The 20087-nt window shown below is 73.2% G+C and carries 17 protein-coding genes; 11 read left to right on the forward strand and 6 right to left on the reverse strand.

Features of this window, described 5'->3' with window-relative positions; genetic code table 11:
* The 4 genes from glmU to pth form a co-directional block, all read left to right on the forward strand.
* Nucleotides 1-1091, forward strand: a 1091-nt coding sequence (glmU, locus tag VK640_03760) for a bifunctional UDP-N-acetylglucosamine diphosphorylase/glucosamine-1-phosphate N-acetyltransferase GlmU (protein ID HTE72304.1), incomplete at its 5' end; no start/stop codon positions are given.
* On the forward strand, nt 1088-2068 hold the full coding sequence (locus VK640_03765) for a ribose-phosphate diphosphokinase (protein HTE72305.1): 981 nt from the start codon (nt 1088-1090) through the stop codon (nt 2066-2068). The genes glmU and VK640_03765, both read left to right, overlap by 4 nt.
* 279 nt (nt 2069-2347) lie before the next feature.
* Nucleotides 2348-3076 (forward strand): 50S ribosomal protein L25/general stress protein Ctc, encoded by a 729-nt coding sequence (locus VK640_03770; protein ID HTE72306.1) that lies wholly within the window; start codon nt 2348-2350, stop codon nt 3074-3076.
* 77 nt (nt 3077-3153) lie between these two features.
* Nucleotides 3154-3702 carry an aminoacyl-tRNA hydrolase gene (gene pth / locus VK640_03775; GenBank protein ID HTE72307.1) on the forward strand — a complete coding sequence of 183 codons (549 nt, stop codon included), beginning with the start codon at nt 3154-3156 and terminating at the stop codon, nt 3700-3702.
* Here pth and VK640_03780 read toward each other — a convergent pair.
* Nucleotides 3618-4211 carry a GNAT family N-acetyltransferase gene (locus tag VK640_03780; GenBank protein ID HTE72308.1) on the reverse strand — a complete coding sequence of 198 codons (594 nt, stop codon included), beginning with the start codon at nt 4209-4211 and terminating at the stop codon, nt 3618-3620. The two genes, pth and VK640_03780, sit on opposite strands and share 85 nt — an antisense overlap.
* Nucleotides 4212-4275: 64 nt before the next feature.
* On the opposite strand from VK640_03780, the gene VK640_03785 reads away from it, so the two are divergent.
* Entirely contained in the window at nt 4276-4755 is a 480-nt protein-coding gene (locus VK640_03785) for a helix-turn-helix domain-containing protein (protein HTE72309.1), read from the forward strand.
* 14 nt (nt 4756-4769) lie between these two features.
* Here VK640_03785 and ppc read toward each other — a convergent pair whose 3' ends face one another.
* The 4 genes from ppc to VK640_03805 all read right to left on the reverse strand — a co-directional run bounded on the left by ppc (nt 4770) and on the right by VK640_03805 (nt 9571).
* Complete coding sequence (ppc, locus tag VK640_03790; GenBank protein HTE72310.1) at nt 4770-7484, reverse strand: phosphoenolpyruvate carboxylase; 2715 nt, start codon at nt 7482-7484, stop codon at nt 4770-4772.
* Nucleotides 7485-7596: 112 nt separating this feature from the next.
* Nucleotides 7597-8388, reverse strand: coding sequence for a methyltransferase domain-containing protein (locus tag VK640_03795; GenBank protein HTE72311.1), 792 nt, complete (start codon nt 8386-8388; stop codon nt 7597-7599).
* Nucleotides 8385-9404, reverse strand: a complete 1020-nt coding sequence (locus tag VK640_03800) for a methyltransferase (protein HTE72312.1) — start codon at nt 9402-9404, stop codon at nt 8385-8387. The genes VK640_03795 and VK640_03800 overlap by 4 nt, the downstream gene beginning before the upstream one ends.
* Complete coding sequence (locus tag VK640_03805) at nt 9401-9571, reverse strand: hypothetical protein (GenBank protein HTE72313.1); 171 nt, start codon at nt 9569-9571, stop codon at nt 9401-9403. Before VK640_03805 ends, VK640_03800 begins: the two co-directional genes overlap by 4 nt.
* A gap of 247 nt (nt 9572-9818) precedes the next feature.
* On the opposite strand from VK640_03805, the gene mfd reads away from it, so the two are divergent.
* Genes mfd through VK640_03825 form a run of 4 tightly spaced genes read left to right on the forward strand, consistent with a single transcriptional unit; the run spans nt 9819 to nt 16662 of the window.
* Nucleotides 9819-13337, forward strand: coding sequence for a transcription-repair coupling factor (mfd, locus tag VK640_03810; GenBank protein HTE72314.1), 3519 nt, complete (start codon nt 9819-9821; stop codon nt 13335-13337).
* Complete coding sequence (locus tag VK640_03815) at nt 13337-13996, forward strand: hypothetical protein (GenBank protein HTE72315.1); 660 nt, start codon at nt 13337-13339, stop codon at nt 13994-13996. The genes mfd and VK640_03815 overlap by 1 nt, the downstream gene beginning before the upstream one ends.
* Before the next feature lie 22 nt (nt 13997-14018).
* The gene (locus tag VK640_03820; GenBank protein ID HTE72316.1) at nt 14019-14990 is read left to right on the forward strand and encodes a MazG family protein; all 972 of its coding nucleotides are present in this window, start codon (nt 14019-14021) and stop codon (nt 14988-14990) included.
* Nucleotides 14991-15000: 10 nt separating this feature from the next.
* On the forward strand, nt 15001-16662 hold the full coding sequence (locus VK640_03825) for a DUF885 domain-containing protein (GenBank protein ID HTE72317.1): 1662 nt from the start codon (nt 15001-15003) through the stop codon (nt 16660-16662).
* A gap of 29 nt (nt 16663-16691) precedes the next feature.
* Here the strand turns inward: VK640_03825 and VK640_03830 are convergent, their stop codons facing one another.
* Nucleotides 16692-18119 (reverse strand): DinB family protein, encoded by a 1428-nt coding sequence (locus VK640_03830; GenBank protein HTE72318.1) that lies wholly within the window; start codon nt 18117-18119, stop codon nt 16692-16694.
* A gap of 224 nt (nt 18120-18343) precedes the next feature.
* On the opposite strand from VK640_03830, the gene eno reads away from it, so the two are divergent.
* Both eno and VK640_03840 read left to right on the forward strand, forming a co-directional pair.
* Entirely contained in the window at nt 18344-19630 is a 1287-nt protein-coding gene (gene eno, locus VK640_03835; protein HTE72319.1) for a phosphopyruvate hydratase, read from the forward strand.
* 17 nt (nt 19631-19647) lie between these two features.
* The gene (locus VK640_03840; GenBank protein ID HTE72320.1) at nt 19648-20085 is read left to right on the forward strand and encodes a septum formation initiator family protein; all 438 of its coding nucleotides are present in this window, start codon (nt 19648-19650) and stop codon (nt 20083-20085) included.
* The last annotated feature ends 2 nt before the right edge of the window (nt 20086-20087 follow it).

The raw sequence follows: 20087 nt of genomic DNA on the forward strand, positions 1-20087 counted from the left end.
GCCGGGTGCTGCGCGGCGACGACGACCAGGTCGTCGGCATCGTCGAGCAGAAGGACGCCACCGAGGAGCAGCGGACGGTCCGCGAGGTCAACTCGGGTGTCTACGCGTTCGACGCCGAGACCCTGCGCTCCGGCCTGGCCCGTCTCGACACCGACAATGCCCAGGGCGAGCTCTACCTGACCGACGTCGTCGCGCACGCGGTGGCCGACGGCGCTCGCGTCGGCGCGCTGGCCGTGCAGGACACCTGGGCGGTCGAGGGCGTCAACGACCGGGTGCAGCTCGCCGCTCTGCACCGCGAGCTCAACCGCCGCACCGTCGAGCGCTGGATGCGCGCGGGTGTCACGGTCGTCGACCCGGCGACGACCTGGGTCGACGTCGACGTCACCCTCGAGCGCGACGTGGTCCTCGAGCCCAACACCCTGCTCCGTGGCCGCACGACGGTCGCGACCGGCGCCGTCGTCGGCCCCAGCTGCCTCATCGTCGACACCGAGGTCGGCGCCGGTGCCCGGGTGAGCAACGCGACGTCGTACGGCGCTGTGGTCGGGCCCGACGCCACCGTCGGGCCGTACACCTTCCTGCGCCCCGGGACCCGGCTCGGCCGCGGCGCGAAGGCCGGCGGCTTCGTCGAGATCAAGGCGTCCGACGTCGGAGACGGCGCCAAGGTGCCGCACCTGTCCTACGTCGGCGACGCGACGATCGGCGAGGGCGCCAACATCGGGGCGGGGACGATCGTGGCCAACTACGACGGCGTCGCCAAGGGCCGGACCGTGGTCGGGCGGCACGCCTTCGTCGGCAGCGACTCGGTGCTCGTCGCGCCGGTGGAGGTCTCCGACGGGGCGTACGTCGCGGCGGGCTCGACGGTCACCGAGCGGGTCGGCCCGGGGGAGCTCGCCGTGGCCCGTGGCCGGCAGCGGAACATCGCCGGCTGGGTGGCTCGGCGACGCAAGGGCACCCGCACGGCCGCGGCCGCGGAGCAGGCCGAGCAATCAGGGCAGGCCGAGCACACAGGGCAGGCCGGGCACTCAGCGCAGGCCGGGCAGGGCGAGGCGCCGCGAGCGGACGCGCGGCACGAGGAGGGGTCGGACGCATGAGCTTCATCAAGACCACCGGTGAGAAGAAGCTGATGCTCTTCTCCGGCCGGGCTCATCCCGAGCTCGCCGAGGCGGTCGCGGAGGAGCTCGGCATCGAGCTCACGCCGACGACGGCCTACGACTTCGCCAACGGCGAGATCTTCGTCCGTTACAAGGAGTCGGTCCGGGGCTGCGACGCCTTCGTCATCCAGAGCCACCCGTTCCCGCTCAACAAGTGGCTGATGGAGCAGTTCATCATGACCGACGCGCTCAAGCGCGCGTCCGCCAAGCGCATCACGGTCGTGACCCCGTTCTACGGCTACGCCCGGCAGGACAAGAAGCACCGCGGGCGCGAGCCGATCAGCGCCCGGTTGATGGCCGACTTCTTCCGGGCCGCCGGCGCCAACCGTCTGATGGCGGTCGACTTGCACACCGCGCAGATCCAGGGCTTCTTCGACGGCCCGGTCGACCACCTGTTCGCGCTGCCCCTGCTCGCCTCGCACGTCAACCGGCGCATCGACCGCAAGAATGTCGCCGTCGTCTCGCCGGACGCCGGCCGGCTGCGGCTCGCGGAGCGCTGGTCGGAGACCCTCGGCGGCGCGCCGCTCGCGTTCATCCACAAGACCCGTGACCCCAACGTGCCGAACGAGGCCAAGGCCAACCGGGTCGTGGGTGAGGTCGCCGGCAAGACCTGCATCCTCCAGGACGACATGATCGACACCGGCGGCACGATCACCAAGGCCGCCGACGCGCTGTTCGAGGCCGGGGCCGCCGACGTCATCGTCGCGGCCACCCACGCGGTGCTCTCGGAGCCGGCCGTCGACCGGCTCAAGAACAGCCGAATCAGCGAGGTCGTCGTCACCGACACGCTGCCGATCAGCGAGGAGCAGCGCTTCGACAAGCTCACCGTGCTCTCGATCGCCCCGCTGATCGCCCGTGGCATCCGCGAGGTCTTCGACGACGGTTCGGTCACCAGCCTGTTCGACGGCCACAGCTGAGCCGTCCGGCCCGCCGCTCGCAGCCGACCGGCTCGCCGATGTGACCGACGCATCACCTCGGCGACGTACCACCGGTTTGGGGCGCGCACCGGCGCGCGGCTAGACTGCCGCAGTTGCCCGGCGAGGGAAGCCCGGATCCGCTGCTTGTCAGCGGTCTCCACCAGGGTCTCCGTGATCGACGCGGTGGTCCGAGAAGCCGCCCCGCCGTGCGCCGACCACCGCATCACCCGCACGCCACACGATCGCCGTACCTGAAGTCGTCCCGAGGAGCCTGTCGCCGTGTCCGAGGTCCGTATCGTCGCCGAGTCACGCACCGAGTTCGGCAAGGGCGCCGCCCGCCGCATCCGTCGGTCCAACCGGGTGCCCGCCGTGCTGTACGGCCACGGCACCGACCCGCGGCACATCTCGCTGCCGGGCCACGAGCTCATGCTCGCCCTCAAGACGGCGAACGTCCTGCTCACCCTCGACATCGAGGGCAAGGACGAGCTCGCCCTGCCCAAGGACGTGCAGCGCGACCCGATCAAGGGCTTCCTCGAGCACGTCGACCTGGTGGTCGTGCGTCGCGGCGAGAAGGTCACGGTCGAGATAGGCATCCACCTCACCGGTGAGGCCGCGCCCGAGACCCTGGTCAACCTCGACACCACGACGCTGTCGGTCGAAGCCGAGGCGACCAACATCCCGACCGGCGTCGACGTCTCCGTCGAGGGCCTCGGTGTCGCCGACCAGATCCACGCCAAGGACGTGACGCTGCCCGACGGCGTCACCCTGGTCACCGACGAGGACGCCCTGGTCGTCAACGTCACCGCCGCCCCGACGGCCGAGCAGCTCGAGGCGGAGCTCGCCGAAGCCGAGGCCGAGGTCGGCATCGTCCACGAGGTCACCGACGAGGAGCAGGCCGCCGAGGCCGAGGCTGCAGCCGAGGGCGACGGCGAGGGCGAGGGCGCGACTGCCCAGCCCGGTGGCGAGGCTGCCGAGGGCGAGTCGGCCGAGGACAAGGGCGACAGCTGAGCCTGCTGCGGCCGCGCCGGTCGCGGGAGCCCGCCGGCGGCCGGGAGGCGCCGGAGGGCTCCGGCAGCTGGCTGGTCGTGGGGCTCGGCAACCCCGGCCCGGCCTACGCCGCGAACCGGCACAACGTCGGCTTCCTCGTCGTCGACCTGCTCGCCGAGCGGATGTCGGGCCGCTTCAAGGCGCACAAGACGCGCTCCGAGATCCTCGAGGGTCGGCTCGGAGGCGTCCGGGTGGTGCTGGCCAAGCCGCGGTCCTACATGAACGACTCCGGCGGTCCGGTGTCCGGCCTGCTCGACTTCTTCAAGGTGCCGCTGGAGCGGCTGGTGGTCGTGCACGACGAGCTCGACCTGCCGTTCGGGGGCCTCCGACTCAAGCTGGGCGGCGGCGACAACGGGCACAACGGCCTGAAGTCGGTGCGCCGGTCGATCGGCTCGGGCGACTTCAACCGGGTTCGGATAGGCATCGGCCGCCCGCCCGGTCGGATGGACCCCGCGACGTTCGTGCTGCGCGACTTCAGCGGTACGGAGCGCAAGGAGCTCGACTACCAGGTCGACCGGGCCGCCGACGCCGTCGAAGCCCTGGTCGCCCACGGCTTGGAGCGGGCCCAGAACACCTTCAACACCTGACCCGCACCGGTCCACGGCTCGACAGCACCTGGTGCGGGGGAGGGATCGCCGAGCAGGTCGACGAGCGGCCGGGTGACCGTGACCATGCCGTCGGCCAGCACGGCATCGGTGGCGCCGGTGCTCAGGCGCCGGACCAGGCTGCGATTCCTGGCGTGCACGTGCATGCGCACGTCGGACAGGCCGTGGGCACGCGCCTCCGTTGCGGCCGCGGCCGTCAGCGACCGGCCGACCCCTCGGCGCTGCCAGGCGTCGGTCACCACGACCCCGAGCTCGGCCGCCCCGTCGTCGGCCCCCCAGATCGCGTGCCCGACCAGCCGGCCGCCGGCCGTGCAGACCCACGCGCCGTGCGTGGGATCCCGCCTCAGCAGCGCAGCGACCATGCGCGCCGACGGAGCCCCGACACCGACGAGGAACCGCCGGTAGCCGGACTCCGGCGACAGCCCGGCCAGCAGGTCGTGCAGCGCCGCCGCGTCGCCGGGACCGGCCGGACGTACCTGAGTTCGCAACATGGACCCAACATGGGGCTAGACTCTGAGTCTGTCAAGTGAACTCATCTCGACGCAGGAGCAGCCGATGACCCAGCCCGAGGCGTTGCAGTGGTCGAGCGAGGGCTGCACGATCGAGCGCGCCGCCGAGGTCGTGGGGGACCGCTGGTCGCTGGTGATCCTCCGCGAGGTGATGAGCGGCATCCGGCGCTTCGACCAGATGACGGTGCGCACGGCCATCCCCCGTCAGGTGCTCACGGACCGTCTCGACCGACTGGTGACGCAGGGCATCCTCCGCCGGGAGCCCTACCGCGAACCCGGCCAGCGCCAGCGGCTCGAGTACCGCCTCACCGACAAGGGGATCGACCTGTACCCGGTGCTGGTCGCGCTCCAGCAGTGGGGTGACCGCTACCTCGGCGACGAGGCCGGGCCGGCCACCGAGTTCGAGCACCGCGGCTGCGGTGGGCGGGTCGACATGGTGCTGCGCTGCGGTGCCGGGCACGACGTCCGCGGCACCCGCGAGGTCGTCGGACGCCTCGGGCCGGGTGCCCGCCCGCGGACCGCCTAGGACGCCGAGCGTGCTCAGCCGGTGTTGCGCAGGCCGGCGGCGACGCCGTTCACGGTGAGCAGCAGGGCCTGCCGCAGCTGCGGGTCCGGCTCGGCGTCCTCGGCCGACGTGTCGCGCCACCGGCGGAGCAACGACACCTGCAGGAAGCTGATCGGGTCGAGGTAGGCGTCGCGGACCTGCAGGGTGCGGGCCAGCATCGGGTTGGACCCGAGCAGGGTGCCCTCACGGGTGACCGCCAGGACCTCGCGCACCGTCACGTCGTGCTCGGCGCGCACCAGGTCGAACACGTGGCGCAGGTCTGAGTCGACGAGCGACTCGACGTAGTGCGCCGCGATGCCGAGGTCGGTCTTGGCCAGCGTCATCGAGACGTTGGACAGGAAGGTCCGGAAGAAGTGCCACCCGTCGTACATCTCGTCCAGCACGTCACCGAGTCCGGCCGCGCGGACGGCGGCGAGACCGGTGCCGACGCCGTACCAGCCCGGCACGACCTGGCGCGACTGGGTCCAGCCGAAGACCCACGGGATGGCGCGCAGCCCGCTCAGCCCGGCGCCGGAGTCCGGGCGTCGTGACGGCCGGGACCCGATGTTGAGGTCGGTGAGCAGCTCGACGGGCGTCGACTGCACGAAGTAGGCCGGCAGGTCAGGGTGCTCGACCAGGCCCCGGTAGGCCCCCTGCGCCTCGGCGGACAGCCCGTCCATCACGTCGTCCCACCGGGCGAGCACGGCGTCGGTGATCCGCGGCTCGCGGTGCAGCAGGGTGGCCTCGAGGGTCGCTGCGAGCGTGAGCTCGAGGTTCTCCCTCGCGAGAGCGGGCAGCGAGTACTTGTCGCTGATGACCTCGCCCTGCTCGGTCACCTTGATCTCGCCGTCGAGAGTGCCCCAGGGCTGGGCGAGGATCGCGTCGTGCGTCGGGCCGCCGCCGCGGCCGATGGTGCCGCCGCGGCCGTGGAAGACCCGCAGCCGTACGCCCGTCTGGACCGCCACGTCGCGCAGCTGTCGCTGGGCCCGGTGGATCTCCCACTGGGAGGTCGCGATGCCGGCCTCCTTGTTGGAGTCGGAGTAGCCGAGCATCACCTCCTGGACATCGCCGCGCAGCCGCACCAGCTGGCGGTAGGACGGGTCGGCCAGCAGGTCGTTCAGCACCCGCCCGGCCTCGCGCAGCTCGTCCACCGTCTCGAGCAGCGGCACGAAGCCGATCCGGGCCAGGCCGCTGGACAGGTCGACCAGCCCCGCCTCCCGCGCCAGCAGCACCGCGGCCAGCACGTCGTCGGCCCCGCGCGTCATCGACACGATGTAGCTCTCGCACACCTCCGGCCCCAGGGTGTCCAGCGACTCGCGCACCGTCGCGAACACCGCCAGCGTGCGCGCCCCCGCTTCGTCCAGCTGGGCCGGCTGCGGCGTGAGCGGGCGCCGTCCCGCGAGCTCCTTGCGCAGCAGCTCCAGCCGGTTGGCCCGCGGCAGGTCGGCGTAGCGCCACGACAGCTCTCCCAGGCGGTCGAAGAGCTGCGCGAGCGCATGGTGGTGCGCGTCGGCGTGCTCGCGCACGTCGAGGGTGGCCAGGTGCAGTCCGAAGGTCGCGACGGTGCGGATGAGCCGGTCCATCCGGCCGCTGGCCGCGAGCCCGCCGCGGTGCGCCACCAGCGAGTCGCGCATCAGCGTGAGGTCGGCGAGCAGGTCCGCCGACCCGAGGTAGTCGTGACCGGGACGGTGCGCCGACCCGCGCGCGATCCGGTCGCGGGTGTGCGCCAGCTTCAGCTGCACGCACCTCCCCTTGAGCCGGTAGGGCTCGTCCGCGTTGATCCGCCGCACCCGGGGGTCGAGGTCGGGCAGGATCGCGAGGTCGCGGTCGATGCTCGCCAGCAGCTCGGTGCTGGCGCCGGCGAGCTGGGCTGACGTCGAGAGGTCCTGCATGAGGTCGTCGATGACGCTGATCAGGTCGCGCAGCGCGTGACCGTGCTGCAGCACGAGGACGTCGTGGGTGACCTCCGGCGTGACGTTGGGGTTGCCGTCGCGGTCGCCGCCGATCCAGCTGCCGAAGGTCAGCGGCCGCGAGGTTGTCGGCAGCTCGACGCCCAGGCCGGCCAGCTCGTCGGCGAGCTCCTCCAGCACGTCGGCGACGGTGTGCAGCATCAGCTCGTCGAGGTAGTAGGCCGCGTTGCGGGCCTCGTCCAGGGGCTCCGGCCGGTCCAGGCGCAGCTCCGCGGTCTGCCAGAGCAGGTCGATGACCTCGGCGATGCGCCGGTCGGCACGCGGGTCGTCCGTCGCGTCGAGGAGCTCGGCCACCCGTCGCCGCTTCGACAGGATGGAGCGGCGGGCGGCCTCGGTCGGGTGCGCGGTGAACACCGGGCGGACCGCGAGCCGGCCGACCAGCTCGGCGACCTCGGGTGCGGAGATGCCGGCCGCCCGCACCCGTTCCGCGGTCTGGCTGAGCCAGCCACCCTTGGCCGCGCGCTCGGCGCGCATCTCGCGGGCCCGGTGCACCTGCTCGGTGACGTTGGCGAGGTGGAAGTACGTCCCGAAGGCGCGCACCAGCCGGGCCGCGGTGTCGGTCTCGACGCTCTCCAGGAGCGCCGCGAGGTCCGCGCTGCTGTGGTCGCGCGAGAGCCGGCGCACCTGCTCCACGAGAGCCAGCAGCTCCGGTCCCTCCTGGCGGACCAGCGACTCCCCGAGCAGGTTGCCCAGCCGACGCACGTCGGCGCGCAGGGCCGCCTGCTCGTCGACCGCATCCATGCCGTCGACGATAGGTGCCGCCGGTGCGATGCGGACCGGGCCGACCGGGATCCGAGACCTCAGCCGGCCGGCCCGAGATTTGCAGGATGCCATCGGCGCCGAGCTGCAGCCACTAGGGCACCGTCGCCCAGGTCTGCACCAGGGTGAACGTTTCGCCACGGGTGCCGGGCCGCTCGATCTCGGCGGCGCTGTCCGCGAGCAACCGGTCCAGGTCCGGCGTGGGGACGAGCTGCTCGAGCCTGGGCCGGAGCGACGCGGCGAACTGCAGCGGAAGCCGCAGGTAGGCATGCCCCTCGGCCAGCTCCACGTGCTCCACCCGCGACGTGGGGTAGAGGCCGTCGCCGGCGAGCAGGTGGACGGCAGCGTGCCCGGCGTCGAAGTCGCCGCCCGCCGCGCGGAACGCGTCGCGCACGAGCCCGATCAGCTCCGCGGTCCGTGGTGCCTCGGGCGAGTAGGCCCATGAGGAGCTGTCCGGGTCCTCCAGCACGAGCACGCCACCCGGCCGCAGGAGCCGGCGGTACGCCGTCAGCTGCTCGGCTGCGCAGCCCAGCGGGGCGAGCTGGAACCGCGCGTGGACCAGGTCGAAGGCTCCTTCCGGCAGCTGGCTGTCGAACAGGTCGTCGTCGACGAGAGCGACGTTGCGCAGACCCTCGGCCGCCACGAGATCTTGCGCCTGCGCAAGCAGGCCGGCGGCCACATCGGTGCCCGTGCAGGAGCCCGACGGGCCGACCCAGTCCGACAGCAGCCGCAGCCAGCCCATCGCCCCGCAACCGATGTCGAGCACCCTGGACCCGGCACCGTCGCCCAGCAGGCGCAGCAGCCGGCGCCCGGCCGGCTCCCAGACGAGCGACTGCAACCTCAGCCGCTCGGTCTCGGAGGCCAGGTCGCCGAGCAGGTAGGTCATCGTCCGGCCCCCGGCTCGGCGACGGTCGCGTCGACGATGACGAACGGGCCGTGGACCGGCTGGAAGCTCGGCTTCTCGAATCCGGCGCGGGTCATCAGGTCGGTCCACTGCGCCTCGGTCCGGTCCTTGCCGCCGTAGACCGCCATCGCGTACACATCGGCCAGGCCTGACGGCGACGGCGGTACGCCCTCCGGCAGGACCATCTCGACCGCGAGGACCCGGCCTCCGGGGCTGGCGGCGCGGGCGCACGCCCGGAGCGCCTCGATGCAGGCGTCGTCGTCGAGGCACCGCAGGACGGTCGAGTAGACGTAGGCGTCGGCGCCGCACGGCAGGTCGTGGAACATGTCGCCGGCCACGACCTCGACCCGGTCGCGCTCGGGGTGCCGGGCCAGGGCCGTGGGAGCGGCTGCAACGACCTGGGGGAGGTCGAGGAGCACTCCTCGTACGCCGGGATGCTCGCGGATCACGGCGACGAGCAGGCCGCCGAGACCGCCGCCGACGTCGACCACCGTGTCGAACTGGGAGAAGTCGTACGCCCGCGCGCCGGCGGTGAAGCTGTCCACGGTGGACTCCATCGCCGTCCGGTAGCGCTGCGCCTGGCCCGGGTGGGCCTCCAGGTAGGAGTGGAAGGACCGGCCGAAGGCGGCCTCCACGCCGCTCGTGCCGGTCCGGGCCGCGTCGTCGAGGTGGGCGAGCGCGACCTGGCCGACCCGCAGCATCGACCAGCCGACCAGCATCGCGCCCATCGTGCTCTCGCCGTGGCTGCGCAGCTGCCGGGAGAACGCCGTGAGCGCGTAGCCGCCCTCGCTGACGTCGAGGGCACCCTCGCTCGCGGCCGCCCGCAGGAGGCGGCTCACCCGGTCCGGATGCGCTCCCACGTGCTCGGCGACCGCGTCGGCGTCGAGCGGACCCTTGGCGAGGGCGTCGGGGACCCCGAGCGAGGTCAGGGCGGTCAGGACCGCCGCCAGCCTCGCATGCCGGGTGATGGTCAGCAGGTCGTCCGGCTGCAGGCTCACCAGCGCACCGGTGCCGAAGTCGCGCGCAGGCTCGCGTCGAGCGCGGTACGGGCGGTCTGCGCGGCCACGTGGCGCGCTGCGAGGCGCCGGCCGGCACGGATCCGGGCCGCGATGTACCGAGCCTGCGGCGAGGTGGGGTCGGACGAGTACACGGAGGTGGTGGTCATGAGATCCAGCATCGAGCCCGCCCACCGGACCGGCATGAGTGACGGTTACTCAACCGCGGCGACCGTCGGAGGCGCCACGTAGGCTGGGGCTCCACCCCGGCCGCCGCAACGCGGATCCGGGGCGGTCGTCGTGCACCATGCCCAGCAGACACCGGTGCACGGCCCCTTCCGCACCGAGGAGCCTGCCCGAGTGAGCCTGACCGGACTGGTCGACGTCCTGCTCGACCCCCAGACGGGTGACCCCGCCCTGCGGGCCGCCGTGGAGACGGCGCGGTCGGACGCGCGGTCCGACCTCGACCTCACGGCGCCGCCGGGGATCCGCCCGTTCGCGCTGGCCGCGCTGGCGAGCCGCGCCGATCGCACCGTGCTCGCGGTGACCGCCACCGGGCGTGAGGCGGAGGAGCTCGCGACGGCGCTGCGTGACCTGCTGCCGGCCGAGTCGGTGGTGGAGCTCCCGGCCTGGGAGACGCTGCCGCACGAGCGGCTCAGCCCGCGCAGCGACACCGTGGGCCGCCGGCTGGCCGTCCTGCGCCGGCTGGCCCACCCGGACGCCGCCGACGCCGAGCACGGCCCGGTGCAGGTCGTCGTGGCGCCGGTGCGGGCCGTCCTGCAGCCGCTGGTCTCCGGGCTGGGCGACCTGGTGCCGGTGGCCCTGCGGGCGGGCGACGAGGTGGACCTCGAGGACCTGGTGGAGCGGCTCGCCGCCGCGGCCTACACCCGGGTCGACCTCGTCGAGCGGCGCGGCGAGTTCGCGGTCCGGGGCGGCATCGTCGACGTGTTCCCGCCGACCGACGAGCACCCGCTGCGGGTCGAGCTGTGGGGCGACACCGTTGAGGAGGTGCGCTGGTTCAAGGTCGCCGACCAGCGCTCGCTCGAGGTCGCCGAGCACGGCCTGTGGGCACCGCCGTGCCGCGAGCTGCTCCTGACCGACGAGGTGCGGGAGCGGGCGGGTGCGCTGGCCGAGCAGCACCCCGGGCTGGCCGACGTGCTCGGCCAGCTCGCCGAGGGCATCCCCGTCGAGGGCATGGAGTCGCTGGCGCCGGTCCTGGTCGACGACATGGAGCTGCTGCTGGACTCGCTGCCCGAGGGGTCGCTAGTCGTCGTCCAGGACCCGGAGCGGGTCCGGACCCGGTCGCACGACCTGGTCGACACCAGCAAGGAGTTCCTCGAGGCGTCATGGGCCAACGCCGCGGCCGGTGCGGCGACCCCCATCGACCTCGGCGCGGCTGCGTACCGCAGCCTGGCTGACGTGCGGGCCCGGGCCGGCCAACTCGGCATGCCGTGGTGGTCGATGAGCCCCTTCGCCGCCGACGAGGCGACCGAGGACGAGCAGACCTCGCTCGTCGGCGCCCGGTCCGCCGAGGGCTACCGCGGCGACACGGCGCGAGCGCTGGCCGACGTCAAGGGCTGGCTGGGTGACGGCTACCGGGTCGTCATGCTCACCGAGGGCCACGGCTCGGCCCAGCGCATCGTCGAGGTGCTCGCCGGCGACGACGTGCCGGCCCGGCTCGACGAGTCGCTCGACGACGTGCCCGACGCCGCGGTCGTGCACGTCGCGTGCGCCTGCCTGGTCCGGGGCTTCGCCAGCGAGTCGATGCGCCTCGTGGTCCTCACCGAGACCGACCTGCTCGGACAGGCCGGCCCGTCGACCCGCGGCATGCGCCGGATGCCCAGTCGCCGGCGCAACACGGTGGACCCGCTGCAGCTCAAGACCGGCGACTTCATCGTCCACGAGCAGCACGGGGTCGGCCGCTACGTCGAGATGGTGCAGCGCACCGTGCAGGACGCCACGCGCGAGTACCTCGTCATCGAGTACGCCCCCTCCAAGCGCGGTCAGCCCGGCGACCGGCTCTTCGTCCCGACCGACCAGCTCGACCAGGTCACCCGCTACGTCGGCGGCGAGCAGCCGGCTCTGCACCGCCTCGGTGGCGCCGACTGGCAGAAGGCCAAGGGCCGGGCCCGCAAGGCGGTCAAGGAGATCGCGGCCGAGCTGATCCGGCTCTACGCCGCCCGGACGTCGGCGCCCGGCTTCGCCTTCAGCCCCGACACCCCGTGGCAGCGCGAGCTCGAGGACGCGTTCCCCTATCACGAGACCCCCGACCAGCTCGGTGCGATCGACGAGGTCAAGGCCGACATGGAGAAGACCGTCCCCATGGACCGCATCGTGTGCGGCGACGTCGGCTACGGCAAGACCGAGATCGCGGTACGCGCAACCTTCAAGGCGGTGCAGGACGGGAAGCAGGTCGCCGTCCTCGTGCCGACCACCCTGCTGGTCAACCAGCACCTGTCGACCTTCGCCGAGCGCTACGCCAGCTTCCCGGTCAACGTGGCCGCGCTCTCCCGCTTCCAGACCGACAAGGAGGCGAACGAGGTCAAGGCCGCCCTCCGCGACGGCAGCCTCGACGTGGTCATCGGCACCCATCGCCTCCTCTCGTCCGAGGTGCAGTTCAAGGACCTCGGTCTGGTCATCGTCGACGAGGAGCAGCGCTTCGGGGTCGAGCACAAGGAGCAGCTCAAGCACCTGCGCACCAACGTGGACGTCCTCACCATGTCCGCCACCCCCATCCCGCGCACGCTGGAGATGGCGGTCACCGGCATCCGCGAGATGTCGACGATCCTCACCCCGCCCGAGGAGCGGCACCCGGTCCTGACCTTCGTCGGGCCGTACGACGAGAAGCAGATCGCAGCGGCGGTCCGGCGGGAGCTGCTGCGCGAGGGCCAGATCTTCTACATCCACAACCGGGTCGAGTCGATCGACCGCGCCGCTGCCCGGCTGCGCGACCTGGTGCCGGAGGCGCGCATCGCCAGCGCGCACGGTCAGATGAACGAGCACGCCCTGGAGCAGGTCGTGCTCGACTTCTGGGAGAAGCGCTTCGACGTCCTGGTGTGCACCACGATCGTCGAGAGCGGCCTGGACATCTCCAACGCCAACACGCTGATCCTCGAGCGGGCCGACGTGATGGGCCTGTCGCAGCTGCACCAGCTCCGCGGCCGGGTCGGCCGCAGCCGCGAGAGGGCGTACGCCTATCTGCTCTATCCGCCGGAGAAGCCGCTGACCGAGACCGCGCACGACCGCCTGGCGACCATGGCCGCGCACAGCGACCTCGGTGCCGGCATGTGGATCGCGATGAAGGACCTCGAGATCCGCGGCGCCGGAAATCTGCTCGGCGGCGAGCAGTCCGGCCACATCGCCGCGGTCGGCTTCGACCTCTACGTGCGCCTGGTGGGGGAGGCGGTCGCCGACTTCAAGGGCGAGGGCACCGAGGTGCTGCGGGACGTCAAGGTCGAGCTGCCGGTCGACGCCCACCTGCCGCACGACTACATCCCGGGCGAGCGGCTCCGGCTGGAGGCCTACCGCAAGCTGGCGGCCGTGGGCTCCGAGGAGGACCTCGAGGCGGTAGGGGCCGAGCTGGCGGACCGCTACGGCGAGCTCCCGCAGCCGGTGCTCAACCTGATGGCCGTTGCCCGGTTCCGCACCCTGGCCAGGCGGGCCGGGCTGGGCGAGGTCGCGCTGGCCGGCCGCAACGTCCGGTTCGCCCCCGTGGAGCTCCGTGAGAGCCAGCAGCTGCGCCTGCAGCGGCTCTACCCGGGTTCGCTGGTCAAGCCCGCGGTCCGTACCATCCTGGTGCCGAGGCCGTCGACCGCCCGGGTCGGTGGCCGGCCGCTGACCGACGTCGAGCTCCTCGCCTGGTGCCGCGACCTGGTCGACGCGGTGCTGCTGGACCAGCCGACCAGCCAGTCGACAACGAAGGACGCGGGACCCTGATGAGCACGATCCGCACCGCAGGCCGACGCCGGCGCACGGCTGCCGCCGGGCTGGCCTGCGCCGCTGCCCTGCTGCTGAGCGGCTGCTCGGACCCGCGGCTCGGCGCGGCCGCCGTCGTCAACGGCCAGGCGATCCCGGTCAGCGAGCTGCAGGACGCGACCGACGAGTACCTGAGGATCATCCCCGGCGGTGACCCGCAGAAGGCCCAGGTCGGCATCCTCCAGTCGATGATCATCTCCGAGGTCCTCGACGAGGTGGCGCGGGACAACGGCGTCCGGGTGCCGGACGGCAGGGTCGCCGCCGAGCGGGACGACCTCTTCGAGAGCTTCGGCGGCCGGCGCGGCCTGGTCCGCACCCTGGCCAACAGCCGGCAGCAGCCCACGATCCTGCCGCCGAGCGGCGTCGAGCGGTGGGTCAAGGACCGGCTGCTCTTCAACGCCATCGCCGAGGAGGTCGGCGGCGGTCCCCTCGACACCGCCGACCCCGAGTCGCAGCAGGTGCTGGTCGAGGTCCAGGACCAGCTGACCAAGGCGGGCGAGGACCTCGACATCGAGGTCAATCCGCGCTACGGCTCGTGGAGCGCCAGGAGGGGAATCACCCCGCTGGTCAGCGGCGGCCTCGCCACGCCCCTCGACCCGGGCGGGTCCGACGGCTCCTGACCGCGCGGACCGCCGGTCCCGGCTGGTCCTGCTCTCGACGTCGCCGCGGGTCGCGCCGGGCCTGCTGACCGCCGACGCGTGGGCCGTGCTCGCCGCGGCCTCGTCGGTCGCGGCCGCCGAGGGCCACCCGCTGACGCCCTACGTGGAGGCCCAGGGCCAGGTGGTACGTCGCGAGGCCGGTGCCGACGCCCGGTCGCTCGCCGCCCGCCTCGTGGACGACGCCGCCGCCGGGACGGCTGTGTGGCTGGTCGGCCGGGACGGCGACCCCGAGCTCGGCCGGACCCTCGCGGAGCTGGTCGCGACCGGCACGCCGGTCGAGCTGGAGATGCTCCCGGCCTCCTACGACCTGCCGGGGGCGGCGCTGCTCGACCTGGTGGCCACGATGGACCGGCTGCGGTCGCCGGGCGGCTGCCCGTGGGACGCGGAGCAGACGCACGAGTCGCTGACGACGTACCTGCTCGAGGAGACCTACGAGACGCTCGAGGCGATCGAGACCGGCGACCGGCACCACCTGCGCGAGGAGCTCGGCGACCTGCTGCTCCAGGTGGTCTTCCACTCGCGCATCGCGGAGGAGCACGCCGAGGACGGCTGGTCGGTCGACGACGTCGCGTCGGGCATCGTGGCCAAGCTGGTGCGACGGCACCCGCACGTCTTCGGGCCCGAGGCGGGCGCCACGACGGCGGCCGACGTCGAGGCCGGGTGGCACGCGCGGAAGGCGGCGGAAAAGGGGCGCGAGTCCGCCGTCGACGGCGTGCCGACCGCCCTGCCGGCGCTGGCGCTCGCGGCCAAGCTGATGCACCGCGCCGCCTCGCACGGAGTTGCCGTGCCACCGGGGGACGACGACGGGCTGGGCTCTCGACTGATGGAGCTGGTCGCGGCTGCGCAGGCCGAGGGCCTGGACGCGGAGGCGGAGCTGCGGGCAGCGGCCCGACGGTTCAGCGAGCGGGTGCGCCTGGCGGAACGGGGTCGCGAAGCCGAGGCGTCACCGGGCTAGGGTCGCGCGGGTGACCGAGACCGACGCACCGCACGCCGGCGGCGAGTTCACCGCGATCGCCCGGCAGACCCTGGACGAGCTGCTCGCCCGGCACCCCGAGGCGGCCACGACGCTGGGCGACCACCGGCACGACGCGCGCCTGGGTGACCAGTCCGCCGAGGCGCTGGCGGACGAGGCGCAGTGGGCCGCCCGGCGGGTGCGGGCCCTGGACGGCCTGGACGCCGCGGGGCTGACCGCCGCGCAGCAGGCCGACGTGGCGATCCTGCGCAACGCGCTGGAGCTGCGCCGGTTCGAGATCGAGGAGCTGCGCGCCCACGAGTGGGACCCCCTCGTGGCCAACCCCGGCACCGCGGTCTACGTCCTGCTGGCGCGGGACTTCGCGCCGCTGGGCGACCGGCTGCGCTCGGTCGCCGGCCGGCTCGCGGCGGTGCCGGAGCGGCTGGTCACGGCCCGCGGGTCGCTGCAGGACATGCCCCGGGTGCACGTGGAGACGGCGATCGGGCAGTTCACCGGCACCCGCACCCTGCTGGCGACCGAGCTGGAGCGTGCGCTCGGCCGCGAGCCGGGGCGCCGGGCCGAGGTCGAGCCGGCCCGTCAGGCGGCCCTGGAGGCGATCGACGAGCACATCGGCTGGCTGGAGAGCCGGCTCGACGGCGCCGGCCGCGACCCCCGGCTGGGTGCCGCGACGTACGGCCGGAAGCTGGCCCTCACCCTCGACACCGAGGCGGCCGCCGACTCGGTGCTCGCCCGCGCGGAGGGCCAGCTCGAGGAGCTGGAGGACCGCATCGCCGAGACAGCGGCCCGGCTCGACGACGGCGACCCCGACGGCCGGGTGCGCCGGGTGCTGGACCGGCTGGCGGTCGACGGTGCGGTCGACGACGACACGATCGTCGGGCTGTGCGTGGCCGCCATGGCCGAGACGACCGACTTCGTGCGCGCGCACGACCTGGTCACCGTCTATGACGACCCGGTCGAGGTCATCGTGATGCCGGAGATCCACCGTGGCGTCGCGGTCGCCTACTGCGACCCGCCCGGCCCGCTCGAGACCGCGCCGCTGCCGACCTACTTCGCCGTGTCGCCGACGCCGTCGGACTGGTCGGAGGAGCGCGTGCGGTCGTTCTTCCGCGAGTACAACGCGCACATGCTGCACAACCTGACCGTCCACGAGGCGATGCCGGGACACGTGCAGCAGCTGGCGCACAACGCGCGCTACGAGTCCGAGGTGCCGGTGCGCAAGGCGCTGTGGAGCGGGTCCTTCGTCGAGGGCTGGGCGGTCTACGCCGAGGAGCTCATGATCGACGCGGGCTACCGCGAGGCCGAGGGGTTGGGCGACGCGCTGCGCATGCAGCAGCTGAAGATGCAGCTGCGGATGACCATCAACGCCATCCTCGACGCCCGGGTGCACGCGCACGGCATGACCGAGGACGAGGCGATGAGGCTGATGACGCGGCGCGGCCACCAGGAGGAGGGCGAGGCGGCCGGCAAGTGGCGGCGGGCGCAGCTGACCAGTGCCCAGCTCTCGACGTACTTCGTCGGCTACCTCGAGGTGCGCGACCTGGCACGCGACCTGGCCGGGGCCAGGCCCGGGACCACGGCCCGGGAGCGCCACGACGAGCTGCTGTCGCACGGCTCGCCCGCCGCGCGCCACCTGCGCCACCTGCTCGGTCTCTGACCTGGACCGTGCCCTGGCGGGGCGGGTGGTCAGGTGGTCGAGCCGGCCACGATGGTCGCGCCGGCCTCGATCGCGTCCAGGTCGCGGGTGGCGAAGCGCAGGTGCTCCCACTCCTCCTCGAGGATGACGTGCAGGCAGGAGCGGGTGGTCTCGGGCTCGCCGGGCGCCCACGGGTTGCGGCGCGGCGTGTCCAGGTCGTCCGGCGTCACGGTGGCCAGGAACTCACGGACCATGGCCACCCGGCCGGCCCGCGCCTCGAGCACGTCGGTCCACGACGGCTGCTCGGTCGTGAGGACCGACATGTCGAAGCCCTCGTCCTCGGCGCCGTCGAAGACCTGGCCGAGCGGGTGGTAGGGCTGCTCGAGCTCCAGGATCGAGCGACCCAGCCAGATGTCCGTCGCCATGACCAGGTGCCGCAGCGTCTGCGCGAAGGACCACTCGCCCCCGACGGACACGTCGACCGTGCCGGCGGGCATGGCCTCTGCGCGGGCGACGGTCGCGGCCCACGCGGGCTCGAGCGCGACCCAGGCCGCGCGCAGGCCTTCCGGGTCGGCGGCCCGTCGGTCGGCCCGGCCCGGGAACCGTCGGTCCAGCTCCGCCTCGACGAAGGGGATCACGTCGACGCCGTTGACCCGCAGGTGGCCGCCGTGCGGGAGCCACGGCGCGTCGATGTCCATCCGCGCGACCTCGACGCCACGCATGACGGCCCCGGAGAGGTCGCTCTCGGTGATCCGGGCGCCGCGCAGGCTCACGCCGACGAACTCCGCGCCGGCCAGGTCGTCGTCCCGCGTGAACCTGGTGCCGGCTCCTTCCCGGCGACTGCTGAGCAGCTCTTCGAACGCCGGGTCGTCCCGGATCGGGTCGAGGTCGGAGTCGTGCTCCGCGGCCCGGCGGAACTCCTCGGACAGCTCGATCGCCCGCCGGAGGTGGTCCAGCGCATCGGTGGTCCGACCGGTGAGGCTCTCGCAGCAGGCCAGGTTGAAGAACAGCATGGGGTACTGCGGGCTCGTCACGACGATCGCGGTCAGTCGGTCCGCCACCTCGGCGTGCTGGCCGGCCGCGTAGAGGGGCGCGAGCGGTGCCCAGAGCTCCCAACCACGTGCCGCGTAGGACCGGCCCGGGGTGCCTTCCACCGCGAGGACGGTCGTCCCGTCCTCCTGGGCGGTGGCCGACCGCGTCGTGCGGGGCGGGACGCAGACCAGAGTGCCCACCGGTGCGTCGACCCGCTCCCCGTCGACCTCGAACACCGCGTGGCCGCCCAGGACCAGGAAAAGCTCCTGGTCGGCGGTGGGGTCGCCCGCGTCGTGCCCGCTGACGACGACGTCGCCTGCCGCACGGGCGGTCCATGCCGTCACCCCGAACGCGGTGACACCCAGGTGGTGCCGGATCGGCCGGTAGGTGCAGCCGGCGTCGTCCAGCTCCTCGATCTCGTCCAGCTGTGCAACCACGTAAGCCACGGCTGATCACCCGTCCGTTGCGAGCCCCGCGAACCACCGGGGCAGTCCTGATCGGTCACGCTACCCAGCGGTGCCGACACCCGACCGGCCGTGCTCGGCCCGGCGGGGCGGTCCGGAGGGCGTGACGTGATCGCCGGTAGCCTGACGACGTACAGCAGTGGACCCGACAGGCGCCCGCCTCAGTAGGGGGCGCCGGCACCCCATCCGGTGAACGGAGCACGGCAGTGGCGAGCATCGACGCCGTCGGAGCACGCGAGATCCTCGACTCGCGCGGCAACCCCACCGTCGAGGTGGAGGTGGCCCTCGACGACGGCACCATCGCGCGTGCCGCGGTGCCCAGCGGGGCGAGCACCGGCCAGTTCGAGGCTGTCGAGCTGCGTGACGGCGACAGCAAGCGCTACGGCGGCAAGGGCGTCGACAAGGCGGTCCTGAGCGTCCTCGACGAGATCGGCCCGGCCCTCGTCGGCTTCGAGGCCAGCGAGCAGCGCCTCGTCGACCAGGCACTGATCGATCTCGACGGCACCCCCACCAAGTCCCGGCTCGGCGCCAACGCGCTCCTCGGGGTATCGCTGGCCGTGGCGCGGGCCGCGGCCGAGTCGGCCGAGCTGCCGCTGTTCCGCTACGTCGGCGGCCCCAACGCGCACCTGCTGCCGGTGCCGATGATGAACATCCTCAATGGTGGCGCCCACGCCGACACCGGGGTCGACGTCCAGGAGTTCATGGTCGCCCCGGTCGGCGCCGCGACGTTCCGCGAGGCGCTGCAGTGGGGCGCCGAGGTCTACCACGCGCTCAAGTCGGTGCTGAAGGAGAAGGGGCTGGCGACCGGCCTCGGTGACGAGGGCGGCTTTGCGCCGGACCTGCCGAACAACCGCGAGGCGCTCGACCTGATCGGCGTCGCGGTCGAGAAGGCCGGCTTCGGTCTCGGCGAAGACATCGGCCTGGCGCTCGACGTCGCGGCCACCGAGTTCTACGACGCCGACGCCGGCCAGTACACCTTCGAGGGCGCGACGAAGTCTTCCGAGCAGATGGCGGCCTACTACGCCGAGCTGGTCGACGCCTACCCGCTGGTGTCCGTCGAGGACCCGATGAGCGAGGAGGACTGGCCCGGCTGGACGGCGATGACCGGCAGCCTCGGGAGCAGGGTCCAGATCGTCGGTGACGACCTGTTCGTCACCAACCCGGAGCGGCTGGCGAGGGGCATCCGCGAGTCGGCGGCCAACGCCCTGCTGGTCAAGGTCAACCAGATCGGCACGCTGACCGAGACCCTCGACGCGGTCGACCTGGCCCACCGCAACGGATTCCGCTGCATGATGAGCCACCGGTCCGGCGAGACCGAGGACACCACGATCGCCGACCTCGCCGTCGCCACCGACTGCGGCCAGATCAAGACCGGCGCCCCGGCGCGCTCCGAGCGGGTCGCGAAGTACAACCAGCTGCTGCGCATCGAGGAAGAGCTCGACGACGCCGCCCGCTACGCCGGCCGGGCCGCCTTCCCGCGGCACGGCGGTTGAGGCAGGGTCCCGCGACCGTGCCGCCGACCACAGGGGAGGACGAGCCGGACGAGGTCGTCCGCGACCGGCCCAACCTCACGGGCCGGGCGGCGATGCTCGCGCTCGTCGTCTGCATGCTCGCGATCTCGCTCGCCTATCCCCTGCGGGAGTACCTCGCCCAGCGCAGCGACATCGGTCAGCTGCGCGCCGAGGTCTCCGAGCAGGAGAAGCGGGTCGCGGAGCTGCGCAAGGCACGCGAGCGGTGGGCCGACCCGGCCTACGTCGAGGCCCAGGCGCGGGAGCGGCTGCACTACGTGATGCCGGGGGAGACGTCCTACGTCGTGCTCGGCGCCGACGAGGAGCGCTCGGACGACGGCGTGGTGCCCAAGGTGCGGGCCGAGGCAGAGCGTGCGCCCTGGTTCGCCGACCTGTGGCACAGCGTCGAGGCGGCAGGGGCGCCGGCGGGCAAGGGCTGACC

This window comes from Actinomycetes bacterium (assembly GCA_035489715.1).
Classification (GTDB): domain Bacteria; phylum Actinomycetota; class Actinomycetes; order JACCUZ01; family JACCUZ01; genus DATHAP01.

Bases quoted from the DNA above. Each gene is read 5' to 3' on its own strand.
- VK640_03765 (HTE72305.1), top strand. From the start codon at position 1,088: ATGAGCTTCATCAAGACCACCGGTGAGAAGAAGCTGATGCTCTTCTCC.
- VK640_03780 (HTE72308.1), bottom strand. From the start codon at position 4,211: ATGTTGCGAACTCAGGTACGTCCGGCCGGTCCCGGCGACGCGGCGGCG.
- VK640_03785 (HTE72309.1), top strand. From the start codon at position 4,276: ATGACCCAGCCCGAGGCGTTGCAGTGGTCGAGCGAGGGCTGCACGATC.
- ppc (HTE72310.1), bottom strand. From the start codon at position 7,484: ATGGATGCGGTCGACGAGCAGGCGGCCCTGCGCGCCGACGTGCGTCGG.
- VK640_03795 (HTE72311.1), bottom strand. From the start codon at position 8,388: ATGACCTACCTGCTCGGCGACCTGGCCTCCGAGACCGAGCGGCTGAGG.
- VK640_03805 (HTE72313.1), bottom strand. From the start codon at position 9,571: ATGACCACCACCTCCGTGTACTCGTCCGACCCCACCTCGCCGCAGGCT.
- VK640_03815 (HTE72315.1), top strand. From the start codon at position 13,337: ATGAGCACGATCCGCACCGCAGGCCGACGCCGGCGCACGGCTGCCGCC.